The organism is Caballeronia sp. M1242 (genome assembly GCF_017220215.1).
Classification (GTDB): Bacteria; Pseudomonadota; Gammaproteobacteria; order Burkholderiales; family Burkholderiaceae; genus Caballeronia.
In genome coordinates, this window is sequence record NZ_CP071129.1 from 1101262 (window position 1) to 1124440 (window position 23179).

The following is a 23179-nucleotide window of genomic DNA, read 5'->3' on the forward strand; positions in this document are numbered from 1 at the left end:
GGTGTCTTGATCTGCACGATCGTACTATTTTTCGTGATACCGTGGTATCGGTGTCTACGCCAAGTGGCGCGACCGCGCGCCTCGCGCTGCCCGCGTCCCCCGCAAGGCTGAATCAACCGTACAAGAAGGAAGCACAATGGGCCGTTCGATCAACCTGGAAGGCAAGGTCGCGCTGATTACCGGCGCGTCCAGTGGGCTCGGGAAGCGTTTTGCGCAGGTGCTCTCGCAGGCGGGCGCGAAAGTGGTGCTCGCGAGCCGCCGCGTCGAGCGGCTGAAGGAGCTGCGCGCCGAAATCGAGGCGTCCGGCGGCGCGGCGCACGTCGTTTCGCTCGACGTGACGGACTACCTGAGCGTCAAGGCGGCGGTCGCGCACGCGGAGACGGAAGCCGGTACCATCGACATTCTCGTCAACAACTCGGGCGTCTCCACCACGCAGAAGCTGACCGACGTGACGCCGGCGGACTTCGAGTTCGTCTTCGGCACGAACGTGCGCGGCGCGTTCTTCGTCGCGCAGGAAGTGGCCAAGCGCATGATCATGCGCGGCAACGGCGCGGCCAAGCCCGCTTATCGCATCATCAACATCGCCTCCGTGGCGGGGCTGCGCGTGTTTCCGCAAATCGGCCTGTACTCCATGAGCAAGGCCGCCGTCGTGCAGATGACCAAGGCGATGGCCATGGAATGGGGCCGCCACGGCATCAACGTGAACGCGATCTGCCCGGGTTATATCGACACCGAGATCAATCACCACCACTGGAAGACCGAGCAGGGCCAGAAGCTCGTGTCGATGCTGCCGCGCCGGCGCGTCGGCGCGCCCGAAGACCTCGACGGCCTGTTGCTGCTGCTCGCGGCCGACGAATCGCAGTTCATGAACGGTTCGGTCATTTCGGCGGACGACGGTTTTTCACTATGAGCATCGCGCGGGAAAAGGCCGCGCGGTGCGCTGTTTTCAGACACTGGAAGGTTGAATGAGCAACACCGATACGCCCAAGAACGCGCCTTTGAACGCAGACCCCGAATTTCACACGGTCTTCGAAATGTCCATGCCCATCCGCTGGGGCGACATGGACGCCTTCGGGCACGTCAACAACACGGTCTACTTCCGCTACATGGAGCAGGTCCGCATCTCGTGGTTCGAGCAGATCGGCGCGGCGGGCGGCAACGGCGAGGGCCAGGGGCCCGTCATCGTGAATGCGTCGATGGAGTTCCTGAAGCAGCTCCACTATCCCGGCGACGTCATCGCGCGGATGTCGGTCGGCAAGCCGGGACGCAGCAGTTTCGATACGCGCTTCGAGCTCTATCGCGCCGACGCGCCCGGCACGCTCTACGCGCGGGGCGCGGCGAAGGTCGTGTGGGTGGACTACGCGGCAAGCAAGTCGGTGCCGATTCCCGACCTGCTGCGTCAGATGATTGAAACGGCCGCGCCCGTCGCATCCTGATCGCGCGGCTCAGTTGCCGAGCAGCCGCTGCAGAAGCTCCGTTGCGTTGCCGGTGTCGTATTTGCGCATGAGCCGCGCACGGTAGATATCCACCGTGCGCGGGCTGATATCGAGCACGCGGCCGATCTGCTTGCTCGTCTTGCCCGTGACGAGTTGCGCGGCGATCTCCCGTTCGCGCGGCGTCAGTTCGATGGCGACGCGCCGCGTCGCGCTCAGGTCCTCGAACGTCCAGACGCCCGCCGCATGCGGCGCGGCGCGGTCGAGCGCGCGGCCGGTCACGTGGCACCAGAAGAGTTCGCCGTTTGCGCGTTTCATGATGCGGTCGTCGCTGTACGTGCCGCGGCCGCTGATATGCGCCGCGATGCGCTCCCCGATGCGCGCGAATTCGTCCGGCGTCGGATAGAGCACCTCGAACGAGCAGCCGATGAGCGTCTCGCGCGTCGCGCCGAAAATCGCGCAGACCTCCTCGTTGCAGTCCTCGATGGTGCGCTCTCGCGACAACACGAGCCCGACGGGCGCGAGATGAAACGCGGTTTGATAGTCCAGTTCACGCATGTCGATTCCGGCGCCCGGCCGCGTCGCAAGCAACGACGGGCGCGGGCAATGACTTATGTATTTTTGCGTATTGTGCAGGATGGATCGCGCAGCGTACCCTTTCGGCCAGATGAAAACGCCGCCGCGCGCTGTCTGGCGGTGCTAAAACCGGTTCTTTAGTCGGGTTCAACATGGAAGGGACAAACAGATGAACAAGGTCTATCCCAGCGCGAAAGCGGCGCTCGATGACATCGTCAAGGACGGGCAGACGTTCGCCGTCGGCGGATTCGGCTTGTGCGGCATTCCGGAGGCGCTGATCGCCGCGCTGCGCGATTCGGGCGTGAAGGGCATCACGTGCATCAGCAACAACGCGGGCGTCGACGGCTTCGGTCTCGGCCTGTTGCTGGAGACGCGCCAGATCAAGAAGATGATTTCGTCGTACGTGGGCGAGAACAAGGAATTCGAGCGGCAATATCTGGCCGGCGAACTCGAACTCGAATTCACGCCGCAGGGCACGCTCGCCGAAAAGCTGCGCGCGGGCGGCGCGGGCATTCCGGCGTTCTTCACGAACACGGGCTACGGCACGATCATCGCGGAAGGTAAGGAAACGCGTCAGTTCGGCGAGAACCACTACGTGCTGGAGCATTCGCTGACGGCGGACGTCGGGCTCGTCAAGGCGTGGAAAGCCGACAAGTCGGGCAATCTGATCTATCGCCGCACCGCGCGCAATTTCAATCCGATGTGCGCGATGGCCGGCAAGATCACGGTCGCGGAAGTGGAAGAGATCGTGGAAGTCGGCGAACTCGATCCGGACGCGATCCACACGCCGGGCATCTTCGTGCAACGGCTCGTCCTGAATGCGCATCCGGAAAAGCGCATCGAACAACGCATCGTCCGCGCGAAAGGAGAATGACCATGGCTTGGACTCGTGACCAGATGGCCGCGCGTGCGGCGAAGGAATTGCAGGACGGCTTCTATGTGAACCTGGGCATCGGCTTGCCGACGCTCGTCGCGAACCATGTGCCGCCGGGCGTCGAAGTGTGGCTGCAATCGGAAAACGGGCTGCTCGGCATCGGGCCGTCGCCGACCGAGGAAGAAGTCGACGCCGATCTCATCAACGCGGGCAAGCAGACGGTGACGACGCTGCCCGGTTCGTCGATCTTTTCGTCGGCGGATTCGTTCGCGATGATTCGCGGCGGCCACATCAACCTCGCCATTCTCGGCGCGATGCAGATCAGCAAGAAGGGCGATCTCGCCAACTGGATGATCCCCGGCAAGATGATCAAGGGCATGGGCGGCGCGATGGACCTCGTCGCGGGCGTGAAGCGCGTCGTCGTGCTGATGGAACACGTCGCGAAGGGCGACCAGCACAAGATTCTCGAAGAATGCACGCTGCCGCTGACGGGCGTGGGCGTCGTGAATCGCATCATCACGGATCTCGGCGTCATCGACGTGACCGATAACGGCCTCAAGCTCGTCGAACTCGCCGACGGCGTGACCGTCGAAGAGATTCAGCGCAAGACCGGCGCGCCGCTCGACGTCAGCGGCGTGCAGTAAGTTCGCAAGAGAACGCGGTTCGGAAGCGGGCGGGGCGGAAGGCTTCGCCCGCTTTGCTTTTGGGGCGCGCAAGGCATCGTCCGTTCGGCTAACTGCTCGGCCGTGCGCCGGACGCTTTAGAATCGATCGGACATCTTCCACGAGGAATCTCCATGAGCGCATCCATCGTCGTCGAAGCTTCGCATTCCACGCTCACCGCACCGCGCCAGCGTTTCGTGCAGTGCGCGAGTCCGGCGGGGCTGCATCGCATGGCTTACACCGAGTGGGGCGATCCGGCCAATCCGCGCGTGCTGCTGTGCGTGCACGGGCTGACGCGTTCGGGCCGCGACTTCGACAAGGTCGCGCAGGCGTTCGCAAGCGAGTATCGCGTGGTGTGTCCGGACGTGGTCGGCCGCGGCCTCTCGGACTGGCTCGCCGATTCGCGTTACTACGGTCTCGCGCAGTACGTCGCCGACATGGTCACGCTGATCGCGCGGCTCAATGTGGAAACGGTCGACTGGTTCGGCACGTCGATGGGCGGGCTCATCGGCATGGTGCTCGGCGGATTGAAGAATACGCCGATCCGCAAGCTGCTCCTGAACGATGTCGGGCCGCATATCGAGCCGGTGGCGCTCGAGCGTATCCGCAGCTACCTCGGTAAGCCCGCGCGTTTTGCATCGCTCGATGAAGGCATCCGGCAGGCGGCGGCGCTCGCGGCGTCGTTCGGGCCGCTTACCGACGAGGAGTGGGCGAGCATCAACGCGCCGCTTCTGCATGAGCGCGACGGCGCGTGGACGTTCCGCTACGACCCGGGCATCGCCGCGCCGTTTTCCGAGGCCACGGACGAACAGAATGCCGCAGGCGAAGCGTTCTTGTGGCATTCGTTCGCGTCGATCGCGACGCCGGTGCTCGTCGTGCGCGGCGAAAGCTCGGACCTGCTGTCGCGCGAGACGGTCGCGCACATGGTCGAGAAGGGGCAGGCGGTATCGAGCGTGGAAGTGCCGAACGCCGGCCATGCGCCCGCGTTTCTCGACAGCGAGCAGATCGCCGTCGCGCGGCGCTTCTTTCTCGAAAACGAGGCCCGCGGGGCATAATATCGGGCTGAGCGCGTGACGCTCTGTCTCGATTTTGAACCCTTTACAGGACTGGATAAGCACATGGCAGTTACTCGTCATCACGTCGGCGCACGCCTCTCCGAGATCGCCATTCACAATGGCACCGTGTATCTCGCAGGCCAGATCGCGGAGGACACGGATCAGGACATCACCGGCCAGACGCGCGAAGTGCTGGGCCACATCGACCGTCTGCTCGAAGAGGCGAACAGCGACAAGTCGCACCTGCTGTCCGTCCAAATCTTCATCTCGGACATGGCGCACTTCGCCGGCATGAACGCCGTGTGGGACGCGTGGGTCGCGCCGGGCCACACGCCGCCGCGCGCCACCGTCGAGGCGAAGCTCGCGAACCCGGCTTGCCTCGTCGAAGTCGTCGTGGTGGCTGCGCAGCGTAGCTGATCCTGCCAGCAGTACATCGTCGTGGCTTTACGGTATGACCGAGAGCACCGTCCCCGCTGACACGCTGCCCGAGCCGTCGTTCGACGACGCGCTCGCGTTCGTGCGCGAGCACGCGAAGGACGCGCGGCTCTCGACGGGCGAATCGCTGGCGGACCACGCCGCGGGCACCGCGCGCATCATGCAGACGCTCAACGTCGACCCGCACGCGGTCGCCGCCGCCGCGTTGTTCGCGCTCGCGCCGCATCTCGACCATCCCGAGACCTTGATCGCCGAACGCTTCGGGCCGGAAGTGCAGCGGCTCGTGAGCGACGTGCGCAAGCTCTTGCGCCTCGGCTCGGTCAGTTCCCGTGCGACGCTCGCCGCTTTGCCCGACAACACGCGCGACGCGCAGGCGGCGCGCCGCGCGCAGGTCGAATCGCTGCGCAAGATGCTGCTCGCGTTCGCGCAGGATATTCGCGTGGTGCTGATCCGGCTCGCTTCGCGCCTGCAGACGCTGCGCTACCACGCCGCGAACAAGACCGAGCCGCCGCCCGAGGTGCCGCGCGAGACGCTCGACATCTACGCGCCGCTCGCCAACCGCCTCGGCATCTGGCAACTGAAGTGGGAACTCGAAGACCTGTCGTTCCGCTTCGAAGATCCGGTGACGTACAAGCGCATCGCCAAGCTGCTCGACGAAAAGCGCATCGAGCGCGAATCGTATGTGACCGAGGCAATCGCGCGGCTGCAAAAGGAACTGGATACCGCGCACATCAAGGCCGAAGTGAGCGGCCGGCCGAAGCACATCTACAGCATCTGGAAGAAGATGCGCGGCAAGCATCTCGACTTCTCGGAACTCAACGACGTGCGCGCGTTCCGCGTGATCGTCGGCGATATCAAGGATTGCTACACGGTGCTCGGCATCGTGCATAACCTTTGGCAGCCGGTGCCGCGCGAATTCGACGACTACATCTCGCGGCCGAAGCCCAACGGCTACAAATCGCTGCATACGGTCGTCGTCGGCGACGACGGGCGCGCGTTCGAAGTCCAGATTCGCACGCACGAGATGCATCAGTTCGCCGAGTACGGCGTGGCCGCGCACTGGCGTTACAAGGAGGCCGGGGCGCGCGGCTACGCGGGCCAGGTCATGGCAAGCGAGAAGTACGACGAAAAGATTGCCTGGCTGCGTCAGCTTCTTGCGTGGAAAGACGACGTGGAAGGCGATCGACCCGGCTGGCAGCATCTGCGCGACGCCACGCTCGACGACGACCACATCTACGTGCTGACCCCGCAGGCGCGCGTGATCGCGCTGCCGCACGGTTCGACGGCCGTCGACTTCGCGTATCACCTGCACAGCGAGCTCGGGCATCGCTGCCGGGGCGCGCGTGTCGATGGCGCGATGGTGCCGCTCAACACGCCGCTGCAGAATGGGCAGACGGTCGAGATCATCGCGGTGAAGGAGGGCGGGCCGTCGCGGGACTGGCTCAATCCGCAACTCGGCTATCTGCATAGCCCGCGCGCGCGGCAGAAAGTGCGAGCCTGGTTCAACGCGATCGACGCGGCCGAAAACGTCGCGCAGGGCCGCGCGATCGTCGAAAAGACGTTGCAGCGCGAGGGCAAGACGTCGGTCAATCTGGATCAGCTCGCGGCGAAGCTGGGCTTCAAGGCGCCCGAGGAGCTATACGCGGTCGTCGCGAAGGACGAGTTCAGCCTTCGCAACATCGAGCAGGCGCTCTCGGACGCGCCGCCGCCCGAGCCGGAGCCGGAAGCGCCCGCGCAGTTCGAAAAGCGCAGCAGCGGGCAGAGCGTGGCGCACGGCGCGTCGACGGGCGTGCTGGTCGTCGGTGTCGACGCGTTGCTCACGCAGCTTGCGCGCTGCTGCCGTCCCGCGCCGCCCGATCCGATCGCAGGATTCGTCACGCGCGGCAAAGGCATGTCGATTCACCGCACCGACTGCGCGACGTTCCAGCGCATGGCGCATCGCTCGCCCGAGCGCGTGCTGCATACGACGTGGTCCGCCGAAGTGATGAACGGAGGTGGATCGTCGGTCTATCCGGTGGACCTCGCGGTGGAGTCGGCGGACCGGCAGGGGCTGCTGCGCGATATCTCCGAAGTGTTCGCGCGGGAGAAGATGAACGTGATCGGCGTCAAGAGCCAGAGCCGGCGGAACATCGCGTTCATGCAGTTCACGGTCGAGGTGTCGAACGCGGCGCAGATCCAGCGCGCATGCACGTTGCTCGGCGAGGTTCCGGGCGTTATCCGCGCGTCGCGGCGCGCCTAGCGGGGCGCGCCTAGACTGATCGCGCGGAAAGTTGAACGGATCGGCGAATATTTTCGCGATTCATGTACAGATACACTTGCCAAAATACGAAACGCTCCATATAATCTCACTTCTTTCAGGCTCGTAGCTCAGCTGGTTAGAGCACCACCTTGACATGGTGGGGGTCGTTGGTTCGAGTCCAATCGAGCCTACCAACGAAAACGAGACTTCGGCGAATCATCGGTTCACGGAGTTTCACTCCGCAAGAAGCGCGAAGGCGCAAAAGGCGAACAAAAAAATGGCACTTCGAACGTTGACCGAAACATATTCGGAGCGACGCTAGTCGAGGACCTCTTTCGCCTTCTGCCCTTTTTGTTTCGCGGTATGTGTGAAAAGTGAATGCGGCCCCTCGAAAGCGGGGCCGCATTTTTTTTGTCCGTCGGTTCCTGTTTCTCGACACCGCGGGCCAGTGCTTATTCGAACTCGCTCGGCGTGCGCCGGCGTCCTGGAGAACGAAATGGTTTCGGTACGTTTGCCTGATGGGTCGGTCCGCCAATACGACCACCCGGTGACCGTCGCGGAAGTCGCGGCATCGATCGGCGCGGGCCTCGCCAAGGCGGCGCTCGCCGGCAAGCTGAACGGCGAGCTCGTCGATACGTCCTTCGTGATCGACCACGATTCTTCGCTCGCCATCGTCACCGACAAAGACCCCGAAGGCGTCGATGTCGTTCGCCACTCCACGGCGCACTTGCTCGCCTACGCGGTGAAGGACCTGTTTCCTGAAGCGCAGGTGACCATCGGGCCGGTCATCGACAACGGCTTTTACTACGACTTCTCGTACAGCCGTCCCTTCACGCCCGAAGACCTCGAGAAGATCGAGAAGCGCATGCAGGAAATCGCGAAGAAGGACGAGCCGGTGTCGCGCCGCGTCGTCTCGCGCGATGAGGCGGTCGAGTACTTCAAGAGCATCGGCGAGCAGTACAAGGCCGAAATCATCTCGTCGATTCCCGAATCCGACGAGATTCGGCTCTACTCGCACGGCAATTTCATCGATCTGTGCCGCGGTCCGCACGTGCCGTCCACCGGCAAGCTCAAGGTCTTCAAGCTGATGAAGGTCGCGGGCGCGTACTGGCGCGGCGATTCGAAGAACGAGCAATTGCAGCGCATTTACGGCACCGCCTGGACCAAGAAGGAAGATCAGGATCAGTACCTGCACATGCTCGAGGAGGCGGAAAAGCGCGACCATCGCAAGCTCGGCAAGCAACTCGACCTGTTCCACTTGCAGGACGAGGCGCCCGGAATGGTGTTCTGGCATCCGAAGGGCTGGTCGCTGTGGCAACAGGTCGAGCAGTACATGCGCCGTCGCGTGAACGAAGCCGGCTATCTGGAGATCAAGACTCCGATGGTCATGGACCGTTCGCTGTGGGAAGCGTCGGGTCACTGGCAGAACTATCGTGAAAACATGTTCACGACCGAATCGGAAAAGCGCGACTATGCGATCAAGCCGATGAACTGCCCGGGCCACGTGCAGGTTTTCAACCACGGCCTGCGCTCGTACCGCGATCTGCCGCTGCGTTACGCCGAGTTCGGCTCGTGCCATCGCAACGAGCCGTCGGGCGCGCTGCACGGTCTCATGCGTGTGCGGGGCTTCGTTCAGGACGACGCGCATATCTTCTGCACCGAAGACCAGTTCATCGCCGAGTCGATCGCCTTCAACACGCTCGCCATGAGCGTGTATAAGGACTTCGGCTTCGAGCACATCGACATCAAGCTGTCGCTGCGCCCGGAACAGCGCGCGGGCACCGACGAGATTTGGGACCGCGCGGAGCAGGGTCTGCGGGAAGCGCTGACCGCGTGTGGTCTCAAGTGGGAAGAGCTGGCGGGCGAGGGCGCGTTCTACGGCCCGAAGATCGAGTATCACATCAAGGACGCGCTCGGCCGGTCCTGGCAGTGCGGCACGTTGCAGCTCGACATGGTGCTGCCGGAGCGTCTCGGCGCGGAATACGTCGCGGAGGACAACAGCCGTCGCCGCCCGGTCATGCTTCACCGCGCGATCGTCGGTTCGATGGAGCGTTTCCTCGGCATCCTGATCGAGCACCATGCCGGTGCCATGCCGCCGTGGCTCGCGCCTGTGCAGGCAGTCGTGCTGAATATTGCCGAAAGTCAGACCGAATACGCGGCATCGCTCGTCCAATCGTTGCAAAAACAAGGGCTTAGAGTTGAGGCCGATTTGCGCAACGAGAAGATTAGCTATAAAATACGCGAGCACACGCTGCAAAAGGTCCCGTATTTGCTGGTTGTCGGGGACAAGGAGCGTGAAGCGCAAACCGTGGCCGTGCGTGCTCGTGGCGGTGTCGATCTGGGCGTCATGCCGGTCGACGCATTCCTCGAACGTCTGCAGCAGGAAGTGCGGGCGTTCAAGTAAGTCACTCGCAGCGCGGCTAGTTTTTTCATTTTTAGAGGAAACGTAACATCGCTACTGATAAGTCGTCACATCGCATCAACGGTGAAATTACCGCGCCGGAAGTGCGCTTGGTCGGAGTGGACAACGAGCCGCTCGGAATCGTGAAACTGGCCGAGGCGTTCCGTCAATCGGAACAGCTCGACGTGGATCTCGTCGAAATCGCGCCGCAGGCTTCGCCGCCTGTCTGCCGTTTGATGGATTACGGCAAGTTCAAGTACTCGGAAGCGAAGAAGCAGCACGAGGCAAAGCTGAAGCAGAAAATCGTGCAGGTGAAGGAAGTCAAATTCCGCCCCGGCACGGATGACGGTGACTACAACGTCAAGCTGCGCAACCTCACGCGCTTCCTCGAAGACGGCGACAAGACGAAAATCACGTTGCGTTTCCGTGGGCGCGAAATGGCGCACCAGGAAATCGGCATGCGCATGCTCGAACGCCTGAAGGCGGATCTGGACGAAGTCGGCCAGGTCGAGCAGATGCCGAAGATGGAAGGCCGCCAGATGATCATGGTGCTGGCGCCGAAGAAGAAGGCGAAGTAAGCACAGTAGTCAGCGATGGATCGCGCGCCGCCAGGTCTTTAGATAGGGTGGACAGCGCGGCATCGCCAGCGGTTTCAGAAGCGCGCCGGTTCAGTGGCGCGGTTCATGAAAAGCGGCGGTCTACTTACGAGATCGTCCGCATACAAGTGGCGCGTGGGTTTCGAAGGGCGGGAAGGGATCTTGGCCGGTACGTGAAGATCAGCCGCACACCCATGACCATCTAATAAACTGGAGTAGTTTCATGCCGAAGATGAAGACCAAGAAGAGTGCTGCAAAGCGCTTCGTGGTGCGTCCGGGCGGTACCGTCAAGCGCGGTCAGGCCTTCAAGCGCCACATTCTTACCAAGAAAACCACCAAGAACAAACGCCATCTGCGTGGCGCCACGGCCGTTCATGATTCCGATCTGAACTCCGTCCGCGCAATGCTGCCGTTCGCCTAACCTCATCTAACTTAAGGAGAGCAACATGCCTCGAGTAAAACGTGGGGTTACCGCACGGGCCCGTCACAAGAAGATCATTCGTCTGGCCAAGGGTTACCGCGGCCGTCGCAATAACGTCTATCGCATCGCCAAGCAAGCGGTCATGCGCGCTGGGCAGTACGCCTACCGCGATCGCCGCAACAAGAAGCGTGTGTTCCGCGCACTGTGGATCACGCGTATCAACGCGGCGGTGCGTCAGCACGACATGACCTACAGCGTGTTCATCAACGGCCTGAAGAAGGCTTCGATCGAACTCGACCGCAAGGTGCTGGCTGACATGGCTGTGTTCGACAAGGCTGCTTTTGCTGCGATCGTCAAGCAGGTGAAAGCCGCCGTCGCAGCCTAATTGCGAAATTAGTACTGCGTGGTTTGCCTGAGCGTCGCCGTGTCGTAGACGGTTGCGCGAAGGCAGAAAACGGGGCTCTCACCGAGCCCCGTTTTTGTTGGCCGGACGGTTTTGCGCATGACTTGGCCTGTGGGCTTCGTTGGCTTTGTTGCAGCCAGGTCACGCGCAAAACCGTAAATCAGATTGAACTTTCGACGTTGAAAAGATGGGATCAATGGATCTGGACCAGATTGTCGCCGACGCGAAAAGCGCCTTTGAACACGCCACCGATGCCACGACGCTCGAAAACGAGAAGGCCCGCTTTCTCGGCAAGTCCGGCGCGCTGACCGAACTGCTGAAGGGCTTGGGCAAGCTCGATCCCGAAGCGAAGAAAACGGAAGGCGCGCGCATCAATCTCGCCAAGCAGCAGGTCGAGGCCGCGCTCAACGCGCGCCGCCAGGCGCTGGCCGATGCGCTGCTGAATCAGCGTCTCGCCGCCGAAGCGATCGACGTCACGCTCCCCGGGCGCGGCGCGGGCGCGGGCACGCTGCATCCGGTGATGCGCACGTGGGAACGCGTCGAGCAGATTTTCGGCTCGATCGGTTTCGACGTGGCCGATGGTCCCGAAATCGAAACCGACTGGTATAACTTCACGGCGCTGAACAGCCCGGAGAACCATCCGGCGCGCTCGATGCAGGACACGTTCTACGTCGATGGCAAGGACGCCGAAGGACGCCCGCTGCTGCTTCGCACCCACACGAGCCCGATGCAGGTGCGCTACGCGCGCATGAACAAGCCGCCGATCAAGGTGATCGTGCCGGGCCGCACGTATCGCGTGGACAGCGACGCCACGCACTCGCCGATGTTCAATCAGGTCGAAGGCCTGTGGATCGAGGAAAACATCAGCTTCGCGGACCTGAAGGGCGTCTACACCGATTTTCTCAAGAAGTTCTTCGAGCGCGACGACATTCTCGTGCGCTTCCGCCCGTCGTATTTCCCGTTCACGGAGCCGTCGGCCGAGATCGACATGATGTTCGAACACGGCAAGAACGCGGGTAAATGGCTGGAGATCTCCGGCTCGGGCCAGGTGCATCCGACCGTCATCCGCAACATGGGCCTGGACCCGGAGCGGTATATCGGCTTCGCGTTCGGCAGCGGCCTCGAGCGTCTGACCATGCTGCGTTACGGCGTGCAGGACTTGCGCCTCTTCTTCGAGAACGATCTGCGTTTCCTGCGCCAGTTCGCCTGAAGCCGCACAGCCCGCGACGCCCGGTTTGCGCAAAAGCATCGGGCGAGAGACACCACCTCATTCGAACGTAGACACACATGCAATTCCCCGAATCATGGCTCCGTAGCTTCGTCGATCCCAAGCTCTCGACCGACGAGCTCGCTCACGCGCTGACGATGGCCGGTCTCGAAGTCGAAGACCTGCGCCTGGTCGCGCCGCCGACCGCGAAGATCGTCGTCGGGCAAGTGCTGGAAGTGGCGAAGCATCCGAACGCCGACAAGCTCAACGTCTGCCAGGTCGACGCCGGCACGGGCGAGCAGTTGAACATCGTCTGCGGCGCGCCGAACGTGTCGCCGGGCATCAAAGTGCCGGTGGCATTGATCGGCGCGGTGTTGCCGCCGGTCGAAGCGGGCGGCGAGCCGTTCGCCATCAAGCCGACGAAGCTGCGCGGCATCGACAGCCAGGGCATGCTGTGCTCGGCACGCGAACTGAAGCTGTCGGAAGACCACAGCGGTTTGCTGATTCTTCCGGCGGATGCGAAGGTCGGCCAGGACATCCGCGAAGTGTTGAACCTCGACGACACCGTCTTCGAAATCAAGCTCACGCCGAACAAGGCGGATTGCCTCTCGGTGTTCGGCGTCGCGCGCGAAACGGCTGCCATCACCGGCGCGACGCTGAAGACACTCGACATGCCGCCCGTCAAGACGACGCTCGACGAAAAGCTGCCGGTCAAGGTGCTCGCGCCGGACTTGTGCGGACGCTTCTCCGGCCGCGTGATCCGCGGCGTGAATGCACGCGCGAAGACGCCGCAATGGATGGTCGAGCGTCTCGAACGCGCGGGCCAGCGCAGCATTTCCGCGCTCGTCGATATCTCGAATTATGTGATGCTCGAACTCGGCCGCCCGACGCACGTGTTCGATCTCGACAAGATTCACGGCGGCATCGAAGTGCGCTGGGGCAAGAAGGGCGAATCGCTAAAGCTCTTGAATGGCAACACCGTCGAGCTGGACGAAAGCGTCGGCGTGATCGCGGACGATCGTCAGGTGGAAAGTCTCGCGGGCATCATGGGCGGCGACAGCACGGCCGTGTCGCTCGATACCACGAACATCTATCTGGAAGCCGCGTTCTGGTGGCCCGACGCCATCCGTGGCCGCGCGCGCAAGTACAACTTCTCGACGGACGCGGCGCATCGCTTCGAGCGCGGCGTCGATTATTCGACGACGGTCGAGCACATCGAGCGCATCTCGCAACTGATCCTCGATATCTGCGGCGGCGAAGCCGGCCCGGTCGACGACCAGATCCTCAACGTACCCGAGCTTCGGCCGGTGACGATGCGCGTCGAGCGCGCGCATCGCATCATCGGCGTCGAGATCGGCGCGGAAGAGATCGCGCAGATTTTCACGCGCCTGAACCTCGCGTTCGAGCGCGACGGCGACACCTTCAAGGTCACGCCGCCGCCGTATCGCTTCGATATCGAGATCGAAGAGGATCTGATCGAGGAAGTCGCGCGCATCTACGGCTTCGAAAAGATTCCGGCGCGCCCGCCCGTGGCCGCGAGCGAGATGCGCCGCACGAACGAGATGGTCCGCTCCATTCACGTGCTGCGTCATGCCGTTGCCGCACGGGACTATTCGGAGACGGTCAACTTCAGCTTCGTGGATGCCGAGTGGGAGAAGGACTTCGCCGGCAACGAGAATCCCGTCAAGCTCATCAATCCGATCGCGAGCCAGCTCTCGGTCATGCGCACGACGCTCTTCGGCAGTCTGATCGACGTGCTGCGCTACAACCTGAACCGCCGCGCAGACCGCATCCGCGTGTTCGAAGCAGGGCGCGTGTTTCTGCGCGATGCATCGGTGAAGGCGGGCGAACTCACCGTCGAAGGCTTCGCGCAGCCGAAGCGCATCGGCGGTCTCGCGTATGGTCCCGCGCTGGAAGAGCAGTGGGGCGTGGCGTCGCGCCAGGTCGACTTCTTCGACGTGAAGGGCGATGTCGAGGCGCTGTTCGCGCCGGTCGTGCCGCGCTTCGTCAAGGCCGAGCATCCGGCGCTGCATCCGGGACGCAGCGCGCGCATCGACGTGGCTGGGCGCGCGGTCGGCTGGATTGGCGAACTGCATCCGCGCTGGATGCAGAAGTACGACCTGCCGCACGCGCCGATTCTCTTCGAAATCGATGCGGAGGCGCTCATGGAACGCGCGCTGCCGACGCCGTCCGAAGTATCGAAATTTCCGCCGGTGCGCCGCGATATCGCCGTCGTCGTGGATCAGAACGTGCCCGTGCAGGCGCTGCTCGACGAGCTCGAAAACGCCCGTTCGGAGCCCGCCTGCAAGTACGTCACGCGGGTTGTGCTTTTCGACGAATTCCGTCCAAAATCAAACACTTCCGGCGGTTTGGGAGCGCATGAGAAAAGTCTTGCCTTCCGTGTAACGTTGCAAGATACTGGCGGCACGCTTCAGGACGAAACGGTCGACACGGCCATCAACACGCTGGTGGATCGCCTGGCTCGAGTACACGGCGCGCGGTTGCGCGGATAGCCTGCAGTTGGCCCCTCCGTCTCAATCGCATTTGCCGTTTTACCGATATGAACCAAATGAACTCGAGTGATTTCGAAGCCCTTCTTTCGGCGCAGCGTAGCGCCATGACCCGAGACAACACCACTTCGGGCGCGTTGTCGAATGACACGCCGACGCTCACCAAAGCCGAACTGGCGGAAATGCTGTTCGACCACGTCGGTTTGAACAAGCGCGAAGCGAAGGACATGGTCGAAGCGTTTTTCGAGGTCATCCGCGACGCGCTCGAAAGCGGCGACAGCGTCAAGCTGTCGGGCTTCGGCAACTTCCAGTTGCGCGACAAGCCGCAGCGTCCGGGACGCAATCCGAAGACTGGCGAAGCCATTCCCATCGCGGCGCGGCGGGTCGTCACGTTTCATGCTAGCCAGAAGTTGAAGGCGCTGGTCGAAACGGGAGCGGAGACGAGTCTGACTCGCTGACGCGTATCTCGCGCCGAAGGGCGCATCCCGCTGTCCGACCGCCGCGCTTCATCGACATCACTCACCACGATGGTTGATCGACGATGGAAAAAGTCGTCTTGCCTCCGATCCCGGCCAAGCGTTATTTCACGATTGGCGAAGTCAGCGAGTTGTGCGGTGTCAAGCCGCACGTGCTGCGCTATTGGGAACAGGAGTTCACGCAGTTGAGGCCGGTCAAGCGGCGCGGCAACCGCCGGTACTATCAGCATCACGAAGTACTGCTGATCCGGCGAATTCGCGAACTGCTTTACGAGCAGGGCTTCACGATCAACGGCGCGCGTAATCGGCTCGATGCGCAAGGGCGCGCCAATGGCGACGATGCCATGTCCGCCGAGACGTCCGGCGCGGGAGAGGCGCAGCAGCCCGCCGTCGACGTGGATCAGCTTCGCAAGGAGATCATGCAGGTGATCGATTTGCTCGGCGGGTAAGCGCCGGTTGCATGAATACGAGAAAGCCGCGATCGCGTATCGCGGCTTTTTCGTTTGCATCGAGCGTGCATGGAGCGCCGGCTGTACGATACCCGCGTGTCTTTCTCGTTCTCTTCAGGGAGGCTTTATGCGAGTGTTGATCGTGGGCGCGACGGGATTGCTGGGCACGGAGATCGCGCGCGTTCTTGCGCCCGAGCACGATGTGATAACGGCCAGCCGCAAAGGCTCGGATGTGGCCGTGGATTTGTCCGACAAGGCGAGCATCGCGGCCATGTACTCGAAGGTCGGCAATGTGAGCGCGGTGCTATGCGTCGGCGGAACGGCGAAGTTCGCGCCGCTCGACGCGCTTTCCGACGACGACTTCGCGTTCAGTCTCGCCAACAAGCTGATGGGACAGGTCAACCTCGTGCGCTGCGCGATCGGCCATGTGAACGAGGGCGGCTGCATCACGCTGACGAGCGGCACGCTCGCTCAACAGCCGATGATCGGCAGCGCGGCGGTCAGCATCGTCAACGCGGGCGTCGAAGGATTCGCGCGTGCGGCGGCGCTGGAGTTGCAGGGGAAAATGCGCGTCAACGTGGTGAGTCCGGGATGGGTCGCGGAAACGCTTCAGTCGATGGGCAAGGATCCGTCGAGCGGCATCCCGGCCGCCGATGTGGCGCGGGCATACAAGCGCACGATCGACGAAGCGATGACCGGAGAAGTGCTGCTCGTCGCCAAGGGATGAACAGCGTCAGCCCGGTGCGGCTTTGACGCTTTTCTCCGATCCCGCGACCGACCAATAGACGATGCTGGGCCCGATACCGCGGGGTGGGTAAATGCGCCAGTCGTTCGCGCCGTGGTGAAAGAAATAGAGCGCGTAGAAGCCGCCGCGTATTGTGTCGGGCGCGCTGACACAGACATAGCGGCTTCCGCCGGGATAGATGCGGCCGAAGCGCGCGACGCGCGCAGCACTTCGCGCATCGAACCTTCTGGCGATCTCACTGCGCAACGAGGATGGGATGTAATCGGGCTGGGCGCGCCTGTGATCGACAGGCGCGCAAGCGGACAGAGGCATTGCGGTGCCGCTCCTTATGTGTCAGTCGAACATTAGAGCTTAAGTGGCTGTTGCGCAAGTGAATTCTTGCGCGCCGCAGCGGTTTTGAGACACGCGCTCGACGCGGAGCTTCGTCGCGGCGAAGAGAGGAAACCGTTGCCGCATTAGACAAAAGGCTCTCCGGCCAGAAGCCGGAGAGCCTTTTGAATTTTGGTCGGGGCGAGAGGATTTGAACCTCCGACCACCTGCACCCCATGCAGGTACGCTACCAGGCTGCGCTACGCCCCGAAAGAGCGAAAGTATATCAGAGCGAAACGGATAGTAGAACTGCTTCGGCGATTTTTACGGCAAACGTCGAAGAATCCACTTCTGCCGCTCATGCGTTACGACGCCGCAGCGGAAGTGGCTTCGGCGTCCACCATGTCCGGCATCTTCGCTTCCACGACGCGCGGCTGGGCGCTCCGTTGCCGCTGCCGGAACCGCAGCGCCAGCACCAGCGACATCGCGCACGGAACGAGATAGCCGAGCACGCGCGCGCTCCACGCCGTGCGCGACCCGACGGCCTCATATCGCGTATGTGCATGGAAGCCAGCGGACGCGAACACCATCGTCAGCGTGAAGTCGAGCACCATGGCCAGCACGCAAAAGACGCAGTAAATCAGCGCGCCGTTCCAGACCGGTTTGCCGATCGCCGCATTGGCCGTGCGGCACGCGAAGAGCACGGCGCCCAGCAGTAACAGATTGAAAAACAACGGAATCCAGGGGAAGTCCATGTGCGGATGCCTCATGCGCTGAAGAGATCGGCAGTCCGCCAACCGGACGCCGGGCGCGATCTTCACACGCAGTCCCGTTTCGCTAGAATAAGAGTATTCCTAATCAGTTTGGCCGATCCGCCAGCGCCCCGGAGAGAAAGTCGATGAACGTGCGCACCTTCGTCGTCATGTACTTGCGGCTCGTGTACACCGCGTAGACGGCTGGCGCAAAGGCCGCGTAGCTCGGCAGCACGCGCACGAGCGCGCCCGATGCCAACTCCGCTTCGACAATCCACACCGGGAAATACGCGAGCCCGATGCCGGCTTTCACCAGTTGCAGCGCCATCGAAGTGTCGTTTGTTTTCAACACGGCTTGATTTTTGACGATGACAGCGCCGTCCGGGCCGGAGAGCTTGACGGACTCGATGTTCGTATATGTCGGCAAGACCATGCGATGCCGCGCGAGATCGTCGGGATGGCGAGGCTCGCCGTGACGTTCGAGATAAGCGCGCGAGCCGGCCAGCACGAACGGCATCGTGCATAGCGGCCGCACGATTAGCGAAGGCGACGGCTCCGACGTCGCGCGCAATGCCATGTCGTAGCCTTCTTCGACGAGATCGACGAAGCGGTTCTCCAGCCGCAAGTCGACGAGCACGCCCGGATAGCGCGCCTGATACGCGACGAGCAGATCCGCGAACCGGCGATTCGCGAACCAGCCCGGCGCGGTCACCTTCAACACGCCCTTCGGCTCGGCGGTTTGCGCGCCGACCGCCGCCTCGGCCGCCTGCAATATGTCGAGCGCCTCGCGGGACTGCTCGTAATACACGCTGCCGGCTTCGGTCAGGCTCAGGTGCCGTGTCGTGCGGTTCAGCAGCCGCACGCCGAGCTGACGTTCGAGATTCGCGACATGCTTGCTCGTCATCGCCGTCGACATGTCGAGGCGCTCGGCCGCCTTCACGAAGCTGCCGGCTTCGACTACTTCGCGAAACACGCGCAGGCTGGTGAGCGCATCCATCGTCAGAGTCCGCGGGAAAGGAAAAGCGCGATCTTAGCCGGATCACTTCGGCCATTCATCGAGCGCGTCGTTGAAGAGCGAGGCGACGACGCCGCGCAGCCAGGTCGTGCGCGGATCGTTGTGATACTTGCGATGCCAGTGCTGCTTCAAGTCGAAGCGCGGCAACGGCAGCGGCGGCTCGGCGAGCGTGATCGACGCGTGCTCGGCGACATAGGCGAAGCCGATCGCATGCGGCACCGTCGCGATCAGATCGGTGCGCGAGAGGATGAACGGCAGGCTCATGAAGTGCGGCGTCTCCAGCACGGCACGGCGTCGCACGCGCTCTTTGTCCAGATAATTCTCAAGGATTTCCTGGCTGCGACCTTCGGCGCGCACCACCGCGTGTCCGCATTCGACGAAGCGTTCCAGCGTGAGCGGCGCATTCGCAAACGGATGATCGCGCCGCATCAGGCAGATGAAGCGATGTGAGAAAAGCCGCTGCTGGAAGAAGTTGTTGCCGTGCAGGTCGGGGAAATAACCGACGGCCAGATCGATGTCGCCGGACGCGAGCCCGCGCTCGACTTCGACGTGCGATGCCGACACCGAGCGCAGATTCGCGTGCGGCGCTTCCTTCGCGAACGCCTGCAACAGACGCGGCAGAAACACGATCTCGCCGACATCCGAGAGCGCGATCGCGAACGTGTCGGTGCTCGAAGACGGATCGAAATGCTGCGTGTCGAGCAGGCCGCGCTCGATGCGGCTCAGCGCCTCGCGCGCCGCGGGCACGAGCGCGAGCGCACGCGGCGTCGGTTCCATGCCGCGCGACGTCCGCACGAAGAGCGGATCGTTAAAGTACTCGCGCAGCCGCCCGAGCGCCGTCGAGACACGCGGCTGACTCACGCCGAGCCGTTCGGCTGCGCGGCTTACGTTGCGCGTCTCCTCGATGGCGACGAGAAACGGAATCAGGTTCAGGTCGAGGTCGTTCATGATGTGGACCGCGGGCCGCCGTCAGCCGCGTCGCGCGACCAGTTCAGACACGCGTTGCGCCGCGCTTTGCAACGGGTCGAGAAACGCCTTCACCATCTGCTTCGCGTTCTTGCGCTGCGCGTTGCCGCTGATATTGAGCGCCGCGATCACGCGGCCTTGCCGGTCGCGGATCGGCGCGGACATCGAAATCAGTCCTTCTTCCAACTCCTGATCGACAATCGCCCAGCCCTGACGGCGCACGAGCGCGATCGCGTCTTTCAACGCATTGCGGTCGGTGATCGTATGCGGCGTTCTCGCGACAATGTTGCTGGCGTCGAGCACCGCGTCGAGCCGCGCGTCGTCGAGCGCCGAGAGCAGCACGCGGCCCATCGACGTGCAGAACGCGGGCAGACGGCTGCCGATGGACAGATTCTGCGTGATGATCTTGTGCGTCGGCACGCGCAGCACATAGACGATCTCGGCGCCGTTCAGCACGGCCGCCGAACAGCTCTCGTGAACCTGCTCGACGAGATCCTCCATGACGGGCTCGGCCAGATTCCAGAACGGCATCGACGTGAGATAGGCGAAGCCGAGATCGAGAATCTTCGGCGTCAGTTGAAAGAGCCGGCCGTCGGCTTCCACGTAGCCGAGCGACTGCAACGTGAGCAGAATGCGCCGCGCGCCGGCGCGCGTGAGGCCCGTGGCGGCGGCGACATCGGTGAGCGTCTGCGCGGGGCGGCTCGCATCGAACGAACGAATCACGGCCAGGCCGCGCGCGAACGACTGCACGTAGGCGTCGCCGGGACGCGAGGGCGCGTCCTGCACGTCGGTATCGAAAGAGGGCGTTGGAAGCTTGTTCATGACATTCTCGACGGCTCTGGCTCCGTACAAACCCGCGAATTGCGCGGGTTTCGTTGACACTGCAACGAACGCGGGCCTACCATTCGGTTGTTCGCTAAACGAATCGATGTTCGCATATCGAACATACTCACGCAAGCGTCACCGACGCGCAGGTAAACCCGAAGTTCGACGCAGCGCGCAGTGTCTGCGCGCGCCGAACGGGACCGGAGAAGAACGGCAATGATCAACAAGATTTTCGAATCGCTCGCGTCCGCGGTGGCGGATGTTCACGACGGAGCGACCATCATGATCGGCGGATTCGGCACGGCGGGCATGCCGTCCGAACTGATCGACGCGCTCATCGAACAGGGCGCGCGCGAGTTGACCATCGTGAACAACAACGCGGGCAACGGCGACACCGGCCTCGCCGCGCTCCTGAAGGCAAAGCGCGTGCGCAAGATCATCTGCTCGTTCCCGCGGCAGACGGATTCGCATGTATTCGACGCCCTCTACCGCGCCGGCGAGATCGAGCTGGAACTCGTGCCGCAGGGCAATCTCGCGGAGCGCATTCGCGCGGCGGGCGCGGGCATCGGCGGATTTTTCACGCCCACCGGCTACGGCACGAAACTCGCGGAAGGCAAGGAAACGCGCGAAATCGACGGCAAGCATTACGTGCTCGAATCGCCGCTGCACGCGGACTTCGCGCTCGTGAAGGCGTTCAAGGGCGACCGCTGGGGCAATCTGGTCTATCGTAAGACGGCGCGCAACTTCGGGCCGATCATGGCGAGCGCCGCAAAGACGGCCATCGTGCAGGTGTCGAAAGTCGTGCCGCTCGGCGAACTCGACCCGGAACACATCGTGACGCCCGGCATATTCGTGCAGCGCGTCGTGGAAGTGCCGCAAGCGGTGCATGCCGCCGAACTCGCCGCCGAAGCCGCATAAAGGATCAATGCCATGAAGAAACTGACTCGTGACGAAATGGCCAAGCGCGTGGCCGCGGACATTCCCGAAGGCGCTTATGTGAATCTGGGCATCGGCGTGCCGACGCTCGTCGCCAACCATCTCGCGGCGGACCGCGAGATCTTCCTGCACAGCGAAAACGGACTGCTCGGCATGGGCCCGGCGCCCGCGAAAGGCGAAGAAGACGACGAACTCATCAACGCGGGCAAACAGCACGTCACGCTCTTGACGGGCGGCGCGTTCTTCCATCACGCGGATTCGTTCGCGATGATGCGCGGCGGACATCTCGACTTCTGCGTGCTGGGCGCGTTCCAAGTGTCGGCGAAAGGCGATCTCGCCAACTGGCACACCGGCGCGCCCGACGCGATTCCGGCTGTCGGCGGCGCGATGGACCTCGCCATCGGCGCAAAGCAGGTGTACGTGATGATGGAACTGCTCACGAAGCAGGGCGAGAGCAAGCTCGTGGCAGAGTGTTCCTATCCGGTGACGGGCGTGCAGTGCGTGGACCGCGTCTACACGGACCTCGCCGTGTTCGACGTCACGCCCGATGGCTTCGCGGTGCGCGAGATCGTCGACGGTCTGTCGTTCGAGGAATTGCAGAAGCTGGCCAACGTGCCGCTTCAGTACACGCCGGTATCCGAGGCAGCCTGAGAGACATAGGCAGAGACAAACAGAATTGGAGCAAGCGATGAAAGATGCATTCGTATGTGACGCGATCCGCACGCCGTTCGGCCGCTACGCCGGCTCGCTGTCATCGGTGCGCGCGGACGATCTGGGCGCCGTGCCGCTGCGCGCGCTGATGGAGCGCAACAAGGAAGTGGACTGGGAAGCGGTCGAGGAAGTCATCTACGGTTGCGCGAATCAGGCGGGCGAAGACAACCGCAACGTCGCGCGCATGTCCGCGCTGCTCGCGGGCTTGCCGGTCGGCGTGCCGGGTTCCACGGTGAATCGGCTCTGCGGTTCGGGCATGGACGCCATCGGCATCGCGGCGCGCGCCATCAAATCGGGCGAGGCGGGGTTGCTCGTCGCGGGCGGCGTCGAAAGCATGAGTCGCGCGCCGTTCGTCATGGGCAAGGCGACGAGCGCGTTCTCGCGTCAGGCCGATATCTACGATACGACCATCGGCTGGCGTTTCGTCAATCCGCTGATGAAGAAGCAGTACGGCGTCGACTCGATGCCCGAAACCGCCGAGAACGTCGCGGACGACTACAAGGTGAGCCGCGAAGATCAGGACGCGTTCGCGCTGCGCAGCCAGCAGAAGGCGGCGCGCGCGCAGAAGGACGGCTCGCTCGCGCAGGAAATCACGCCGGTCACGATCCCGCAGAAAAAGGGCGATGCCATCGTCGTCGATCGCGACGAGCATCCGCGCGAAACGAGCCTCGAAGCGCTGGCGAAGCTCAAGGGCGTCGTGCGCCCGGACGGCAGCGTGACGGCGGGCAACGCATCGGGCGTGAACGACGGCGCGTGCGCGCTTCTGATCGCCGACGAAGACAGCGCGAAGCGCCACGGCCTGACGCCGCGCGCGCGCATTCTCGGCATGGCGACCGCAGGCGTGCCGCCGCGCGTGATGGGCATCGGTCCCGGCCCGGCGTCGCAAAAGCTGTTGGCGCGTCTTGGCATGACCATCGATCAGATGGACGTGATCGAGCTGAACGAAGCGTTCGCCTCGCAAGGGCTCGCGGTGTTGCGCATGCTCGGCGTCGGCGACGACGATCCGCGCGTCAATCCGAATGGCGGCGCGATCGCGCTCGGCCATCCGCTCGGCGCGAGCGGCGCGCGGCTCGTCACGGCGGCGACGTATCAGCTGGAACGCACCGGCGGCCGCTTCGCGCTGTGCACCATGTGCATCGGCGTGGGGCAGGGCATCGCGATGGTCATCGAACGCGTCTGACGA

25 protein-coding genes and 2 tRNA genes are annotated in these 23179 nt (G+C 63.3%); 20 read left to right on the forward strand and 7 right to left on the reverse strand.

Annotated features, from left to right (window positions below):
• Window positions 1-136: 136 nt before the first annotated feature.
• Together JYK05_RS05060 and JYK05_RS05065 are read left to right on the forward strand one after the other, a co-directional pair.
• Window positions 137-910, forward strand: coding sequence for an SDR family oxidoreductase (locus JYK05_RS05060; protein ID WP_175940069.1), 774 nt, complete (start codon window positions 137-139; stop codon window positions 908-910).
• Window positions 911-965: 55 nt separating this feature from the next.
• Complete coding sequence (locus JYK05_RS05065; RefSeq protein ID WP_206467986.1) at window positions 966-1436, forward strand: thioesterase family protein; 471 nt, start codon at window positions 966-968, stop codon at window positions 1434-1436.
• Window positions 1437-1445: 9 nt separating this feature from the next.
• On the opposite strand, the gene JYK05_RS05070 is transcribed toward JYK05_RS05065, so the two are convergent.
• Window positions 1446-1991: a LuxR C-terminal-related transcriptional regulator gene (locus JYK05_RS05070; protein WP_175940071.1), complete on the reverse strand. Its 546-nt coding sequence runs from the start codon at window positions 1989-1991 to the stop codon at window positions 1446-1448.
• Between the two features lie 187 nt (window positions 1992-2178).
• Between JYK05_RS05070 and JYK05_RS05075 the strand changes: the two genes are divergently transcribed.
• The 15 genes from JYK05_RS05075 (at window position 2179) to JYK05_RS05145 (ending at window position 16464) form a co-directional block, all read left to right on the forward strand.
• Window positions 2179-2883: a CoA transferase subunit A gene (locus tag JYK05_RS05075; protein WP_206467987.1), complete on the forward strand. Its 705-nt coding sequence runs from the start codon at window positions 2179-2181 to the stop codon at window positions 2881-2883.
• A 2-nt stretch (window positions 2884-2885) separates the two neighbouring features.
• Complete coding sequence (locus JYK05_RS05080; RefSeq protein ID WP_206467988.1) at window positions 2886-3527, forward strand: CoA transferase subunit B; 642 nt, start codon at window positions 2886-2888, stop codon at window positions 3525-3527.
• Between the two features lie 152 nt (window positions 3528-3679).
• Window positions 3680-4600 (forward strand): alpha/beta fold hydrolase, encoded by a 921-nt coding sequence (locus tag JYK05_RS05085; protein ID WP_206467989.1) that lies wholly within the window; start codon window positions 3680-3682, stop codon window positions 4598-4600.
• A 63-nt stretch (window positions 4601-4663) separates the two neighbouring features.
• Window positions 4664-5017: a RidA family protein gene (locus JYK05_RS05090; protein ID WP_206467990.1), complete on the forward strand. Its 354-nt coding sequence runs from the start codon at window positions 4664-4666 to the stop codon at window positions 5015-5017.
• A gap of 34 nt (window positions 5018-5051) precedes the next feature.
• Entirely contained in the window at window positions 5052-7274 is a 2223-nt protein-coding gene (locus tag JYK05_RS05095) for a bifunctional (p)ppGpp synthetase/guanosine-3',5'-bis(diphosphate) 3'-pyrophosphohydrolase (protein WP_206467991.1), read from the forward strand.
• Between the two features lie 117 nt (window positions 7275-7391).
• Window positions 7392-7468: transfer RNA gene (locus tag JYK05_RS05100), tRNA-Val, on the forward strand.
• 302 nt (window positions 7469-7770) lie between these two features.
• Window positions 7771-9678: a threonine--tRNA ligase gene (gene thrS / locus JYK05_RS05105; RefSeq protein WP_206467992.1), complete on the forward strand. Its 1908-nt coding sequence runs from the start codon at window positions 7771-7773 to the stop codon at window positions 9676-9678.
• A 47-nt stretch (window positions 9679-9725) separates the two neighbouring features.
• Complete coding sequence (gene infC, locus JYK05_RS05110) at window positions 9726-10253, forward strand: translation initiation factor IF-3 (protein ID WP_175940639.1); 528 nt, start codon at window positions 9726-9728, stop codon at window positions 10251-10253.
• 241 nt (window positions 10254-10494) lie between these two features.
• On the forward strand, window positions 10495-10692 hold the full coding sequence (rpmI, locus tag JYK05_RS05115; protein ID WP_004191477.1) for a 50S ribosomal protein L35: 198 nt from the start codon (window positions 10495-10497) through the stop codon (window positions 10690-10692).
• A gap of 25 nt (window positions 10693-10717) precedes the next feature.
• Window positions 10718-11077 carry a 50S ribosomal protein L20 gene (rplT, locus tag JYK05_RS05120; protein ID WP_008350196.1) on the forward strand — a complete coding sequence of 120 codons (360 nt, stop codon included), beginning with the start codon at window positions 10718-10720 and terminating at the stop codon, window positions 11075-11077.
• A 214-nt stretch (window positions 11078-11291) separates the two neighbouring features.
• Window positions 11292-12305 carry a phenylalanine--tRNA ligase subunit alpha gene (gene pheS / locus JYK05_RS05125; protein WP_175940078.1) on the forward strand — a complete coding sequence of 338 codons (1014 nt, stop codon included), beginning with the start codon at window positions 11292-11294 and terminating at the stop codon, window positions 12303-12305.
• Between the two features lie 77 nt (window positions 12306-12382).
• Window positions 12383-14815 (forward strand): phenylalanine--tRNA ligase subunit beta, encoded by a 2433-nt coding sequence (gene pheT, locus JYK05_RS05130; RefSeq protein WP_206467993.1) that lies wholly within the window; start codon window positions 12383-12385, stop codon window positions 14813-14815.
• A gap of 47 nt (window positions 14816-14862) precedes the next feature.
• Window positions 14863-15270, forward strand: a complete 408-nt coding sequence (locus tag JYK05_RS05135) for an integration host factor subunit alpha (RefSeq protein ID WP_159835930.1) — start codon at window positions 14863-14865, stop codon at window positions 15268-15270.
• Between the two features lie 83 nt (window positions 15271-15353).
• The gene (locus JYK05_RS05140) at window positions 15354-15737 is read left to right on the forward strand and encodes a MerR family transcriptional regulator (protein ID WP_206467994.1); all 384 of its coding nucleotides are present in this window, start codon (window positions 15354-15356) and stop codon (window positions 15735-15737) included.
• Window positions 15738-15864: 127 nt separating this feature from the next.
• The gene (locus JYK05_RS05145) at window positions 15865-16464 is read left to right on the forward strand and encodes a short chain dehydrogenase (RefSeq protein WP_206467995.1); all 600 of its coding nucleotides are present in this window, start codon (window positions 15865-15867) and stop codon (window positions 16462-16464) included.
• Between the two features lie 6 nt (window positions 16465-16470).
• On the opposite strand, the gene JYK05_RS05150 is transcribed toward JYK05_RS05145, so the two are convergent.
• The 6 genes from JYK05_RS05150 to JYK05_RS05175 all read right to left on the reverse strand — a co-directional run bounded on the left by JYK05_RS05150 (window position 16471) and on the right by JYK05_RS05175 (window position 20346).
• Complete coding sequence (locus JYK05_RS05150) at window positions 16471-16794, reverse strand: hypothetical protein (RefSeq protein ID WP_206467996.1); 324 nt, start codon at window positions 16792-16794, stop codon at window positions 16471-16473.
• A 190-nt stretch (window positions 16795-16984) separates the two neighbouring features.
• Window positions 16985-17061, reverse strand: a tRNA-Pro gene (locus tag JYK05_RS05155).
• A gap of 95 nt (window positions 17062-17156) precedes the next feature.
• Window positions 17157-17546, reverse strand: coding sequence for a hypothetical protein (locus JYK05_RS05160; RefSeq protein WP_206467997.1), 390 nt, complete (start codon window positions 17544-17546; stop codon window positions 17157-17159).
• A gap of 103 nt (window positions 17547-17649) precedes the next feature.
• Window positions 17650-18540, reverse strand: coding sequence for a LysR family transcriptional regulator (locus JYK05_RS05165; RefSeq protein WP_206467998.1), 891 nt, complete (start codon window positions 18538-18540; stop codon window positions 17650-17652).
• A 42-nt stretch (window positions 18541-18582) separates the two neighbouring features.
• Window positions 18583-19506 (reverse strand): LysR family transcriptional regulator, encoded by a 924-nt coding sequence (locus JYK05_RS05170; RefSeq protein ID WP_206467999.1) that lies wholly within the window; start codon window positions 19504-19506, stop codon window positions 18583-18585.
• Window positions 19507-19527: 21 nt separating this feature from the next.
• Window positions 19528-20346, reverse strand: a complete 819-nt coding sequence (locus JYK05_RS05175; RefSeq protein WP_206468000.1) for an IclR family transcriptional regulator — start codon at window positions 20344-20346, stop codon at window positions 19528-19530.
• Between the two features lie 219 nt (window positions 20347-20565).
• On the opposite strand from JYK05_RS05175, the gene JYK05_RS05180 reads away from it, so the two are divergent.
• From JYK05_RS05180 to pcaF, 3 genes are read left to right on the forward strand one after another with little or no spacing between them, the layout of a single operon-like run.
• A complete protein-coding gene (locus JYK05_RS05180) occupies window positions 20566-21267 on the forward strand; it encodes a 3-oxoacid CoA-transferase subunit A (RefSeq protein ID WP_175940087.1) in 702 nt (233 codons plus the stop codon).
• Between the two features lie 12 nt (window positions 21268-21279).
• Complete coding sequence (locus JYK05_RS05185) at window positions 21280-21936, forward strand: 3-oxoacid CoA-transferase subunit B (protein ID WP_175940088.1); 657 nt, start codon at window positions 21280-21282, stop codon at window positions 21934-21936.
• Between the two features lie 37 nt (window positions 21937-21973).
• Window positions 21974-23176 (forward strand): 3-oxoadipyl-CoA thiolase, encoded by a 1203-nt coding sequence (gene pcaF, locus JYK05_RS05190; RefSeq protein ID WP_175940089.1) that lies wholly within the window; start codon window positions 21974-21976, stop codon window positions 23174-23176.
• The last annotated feature ends 3 nt before the right edge of the window (window positions 23177-23179 follow it).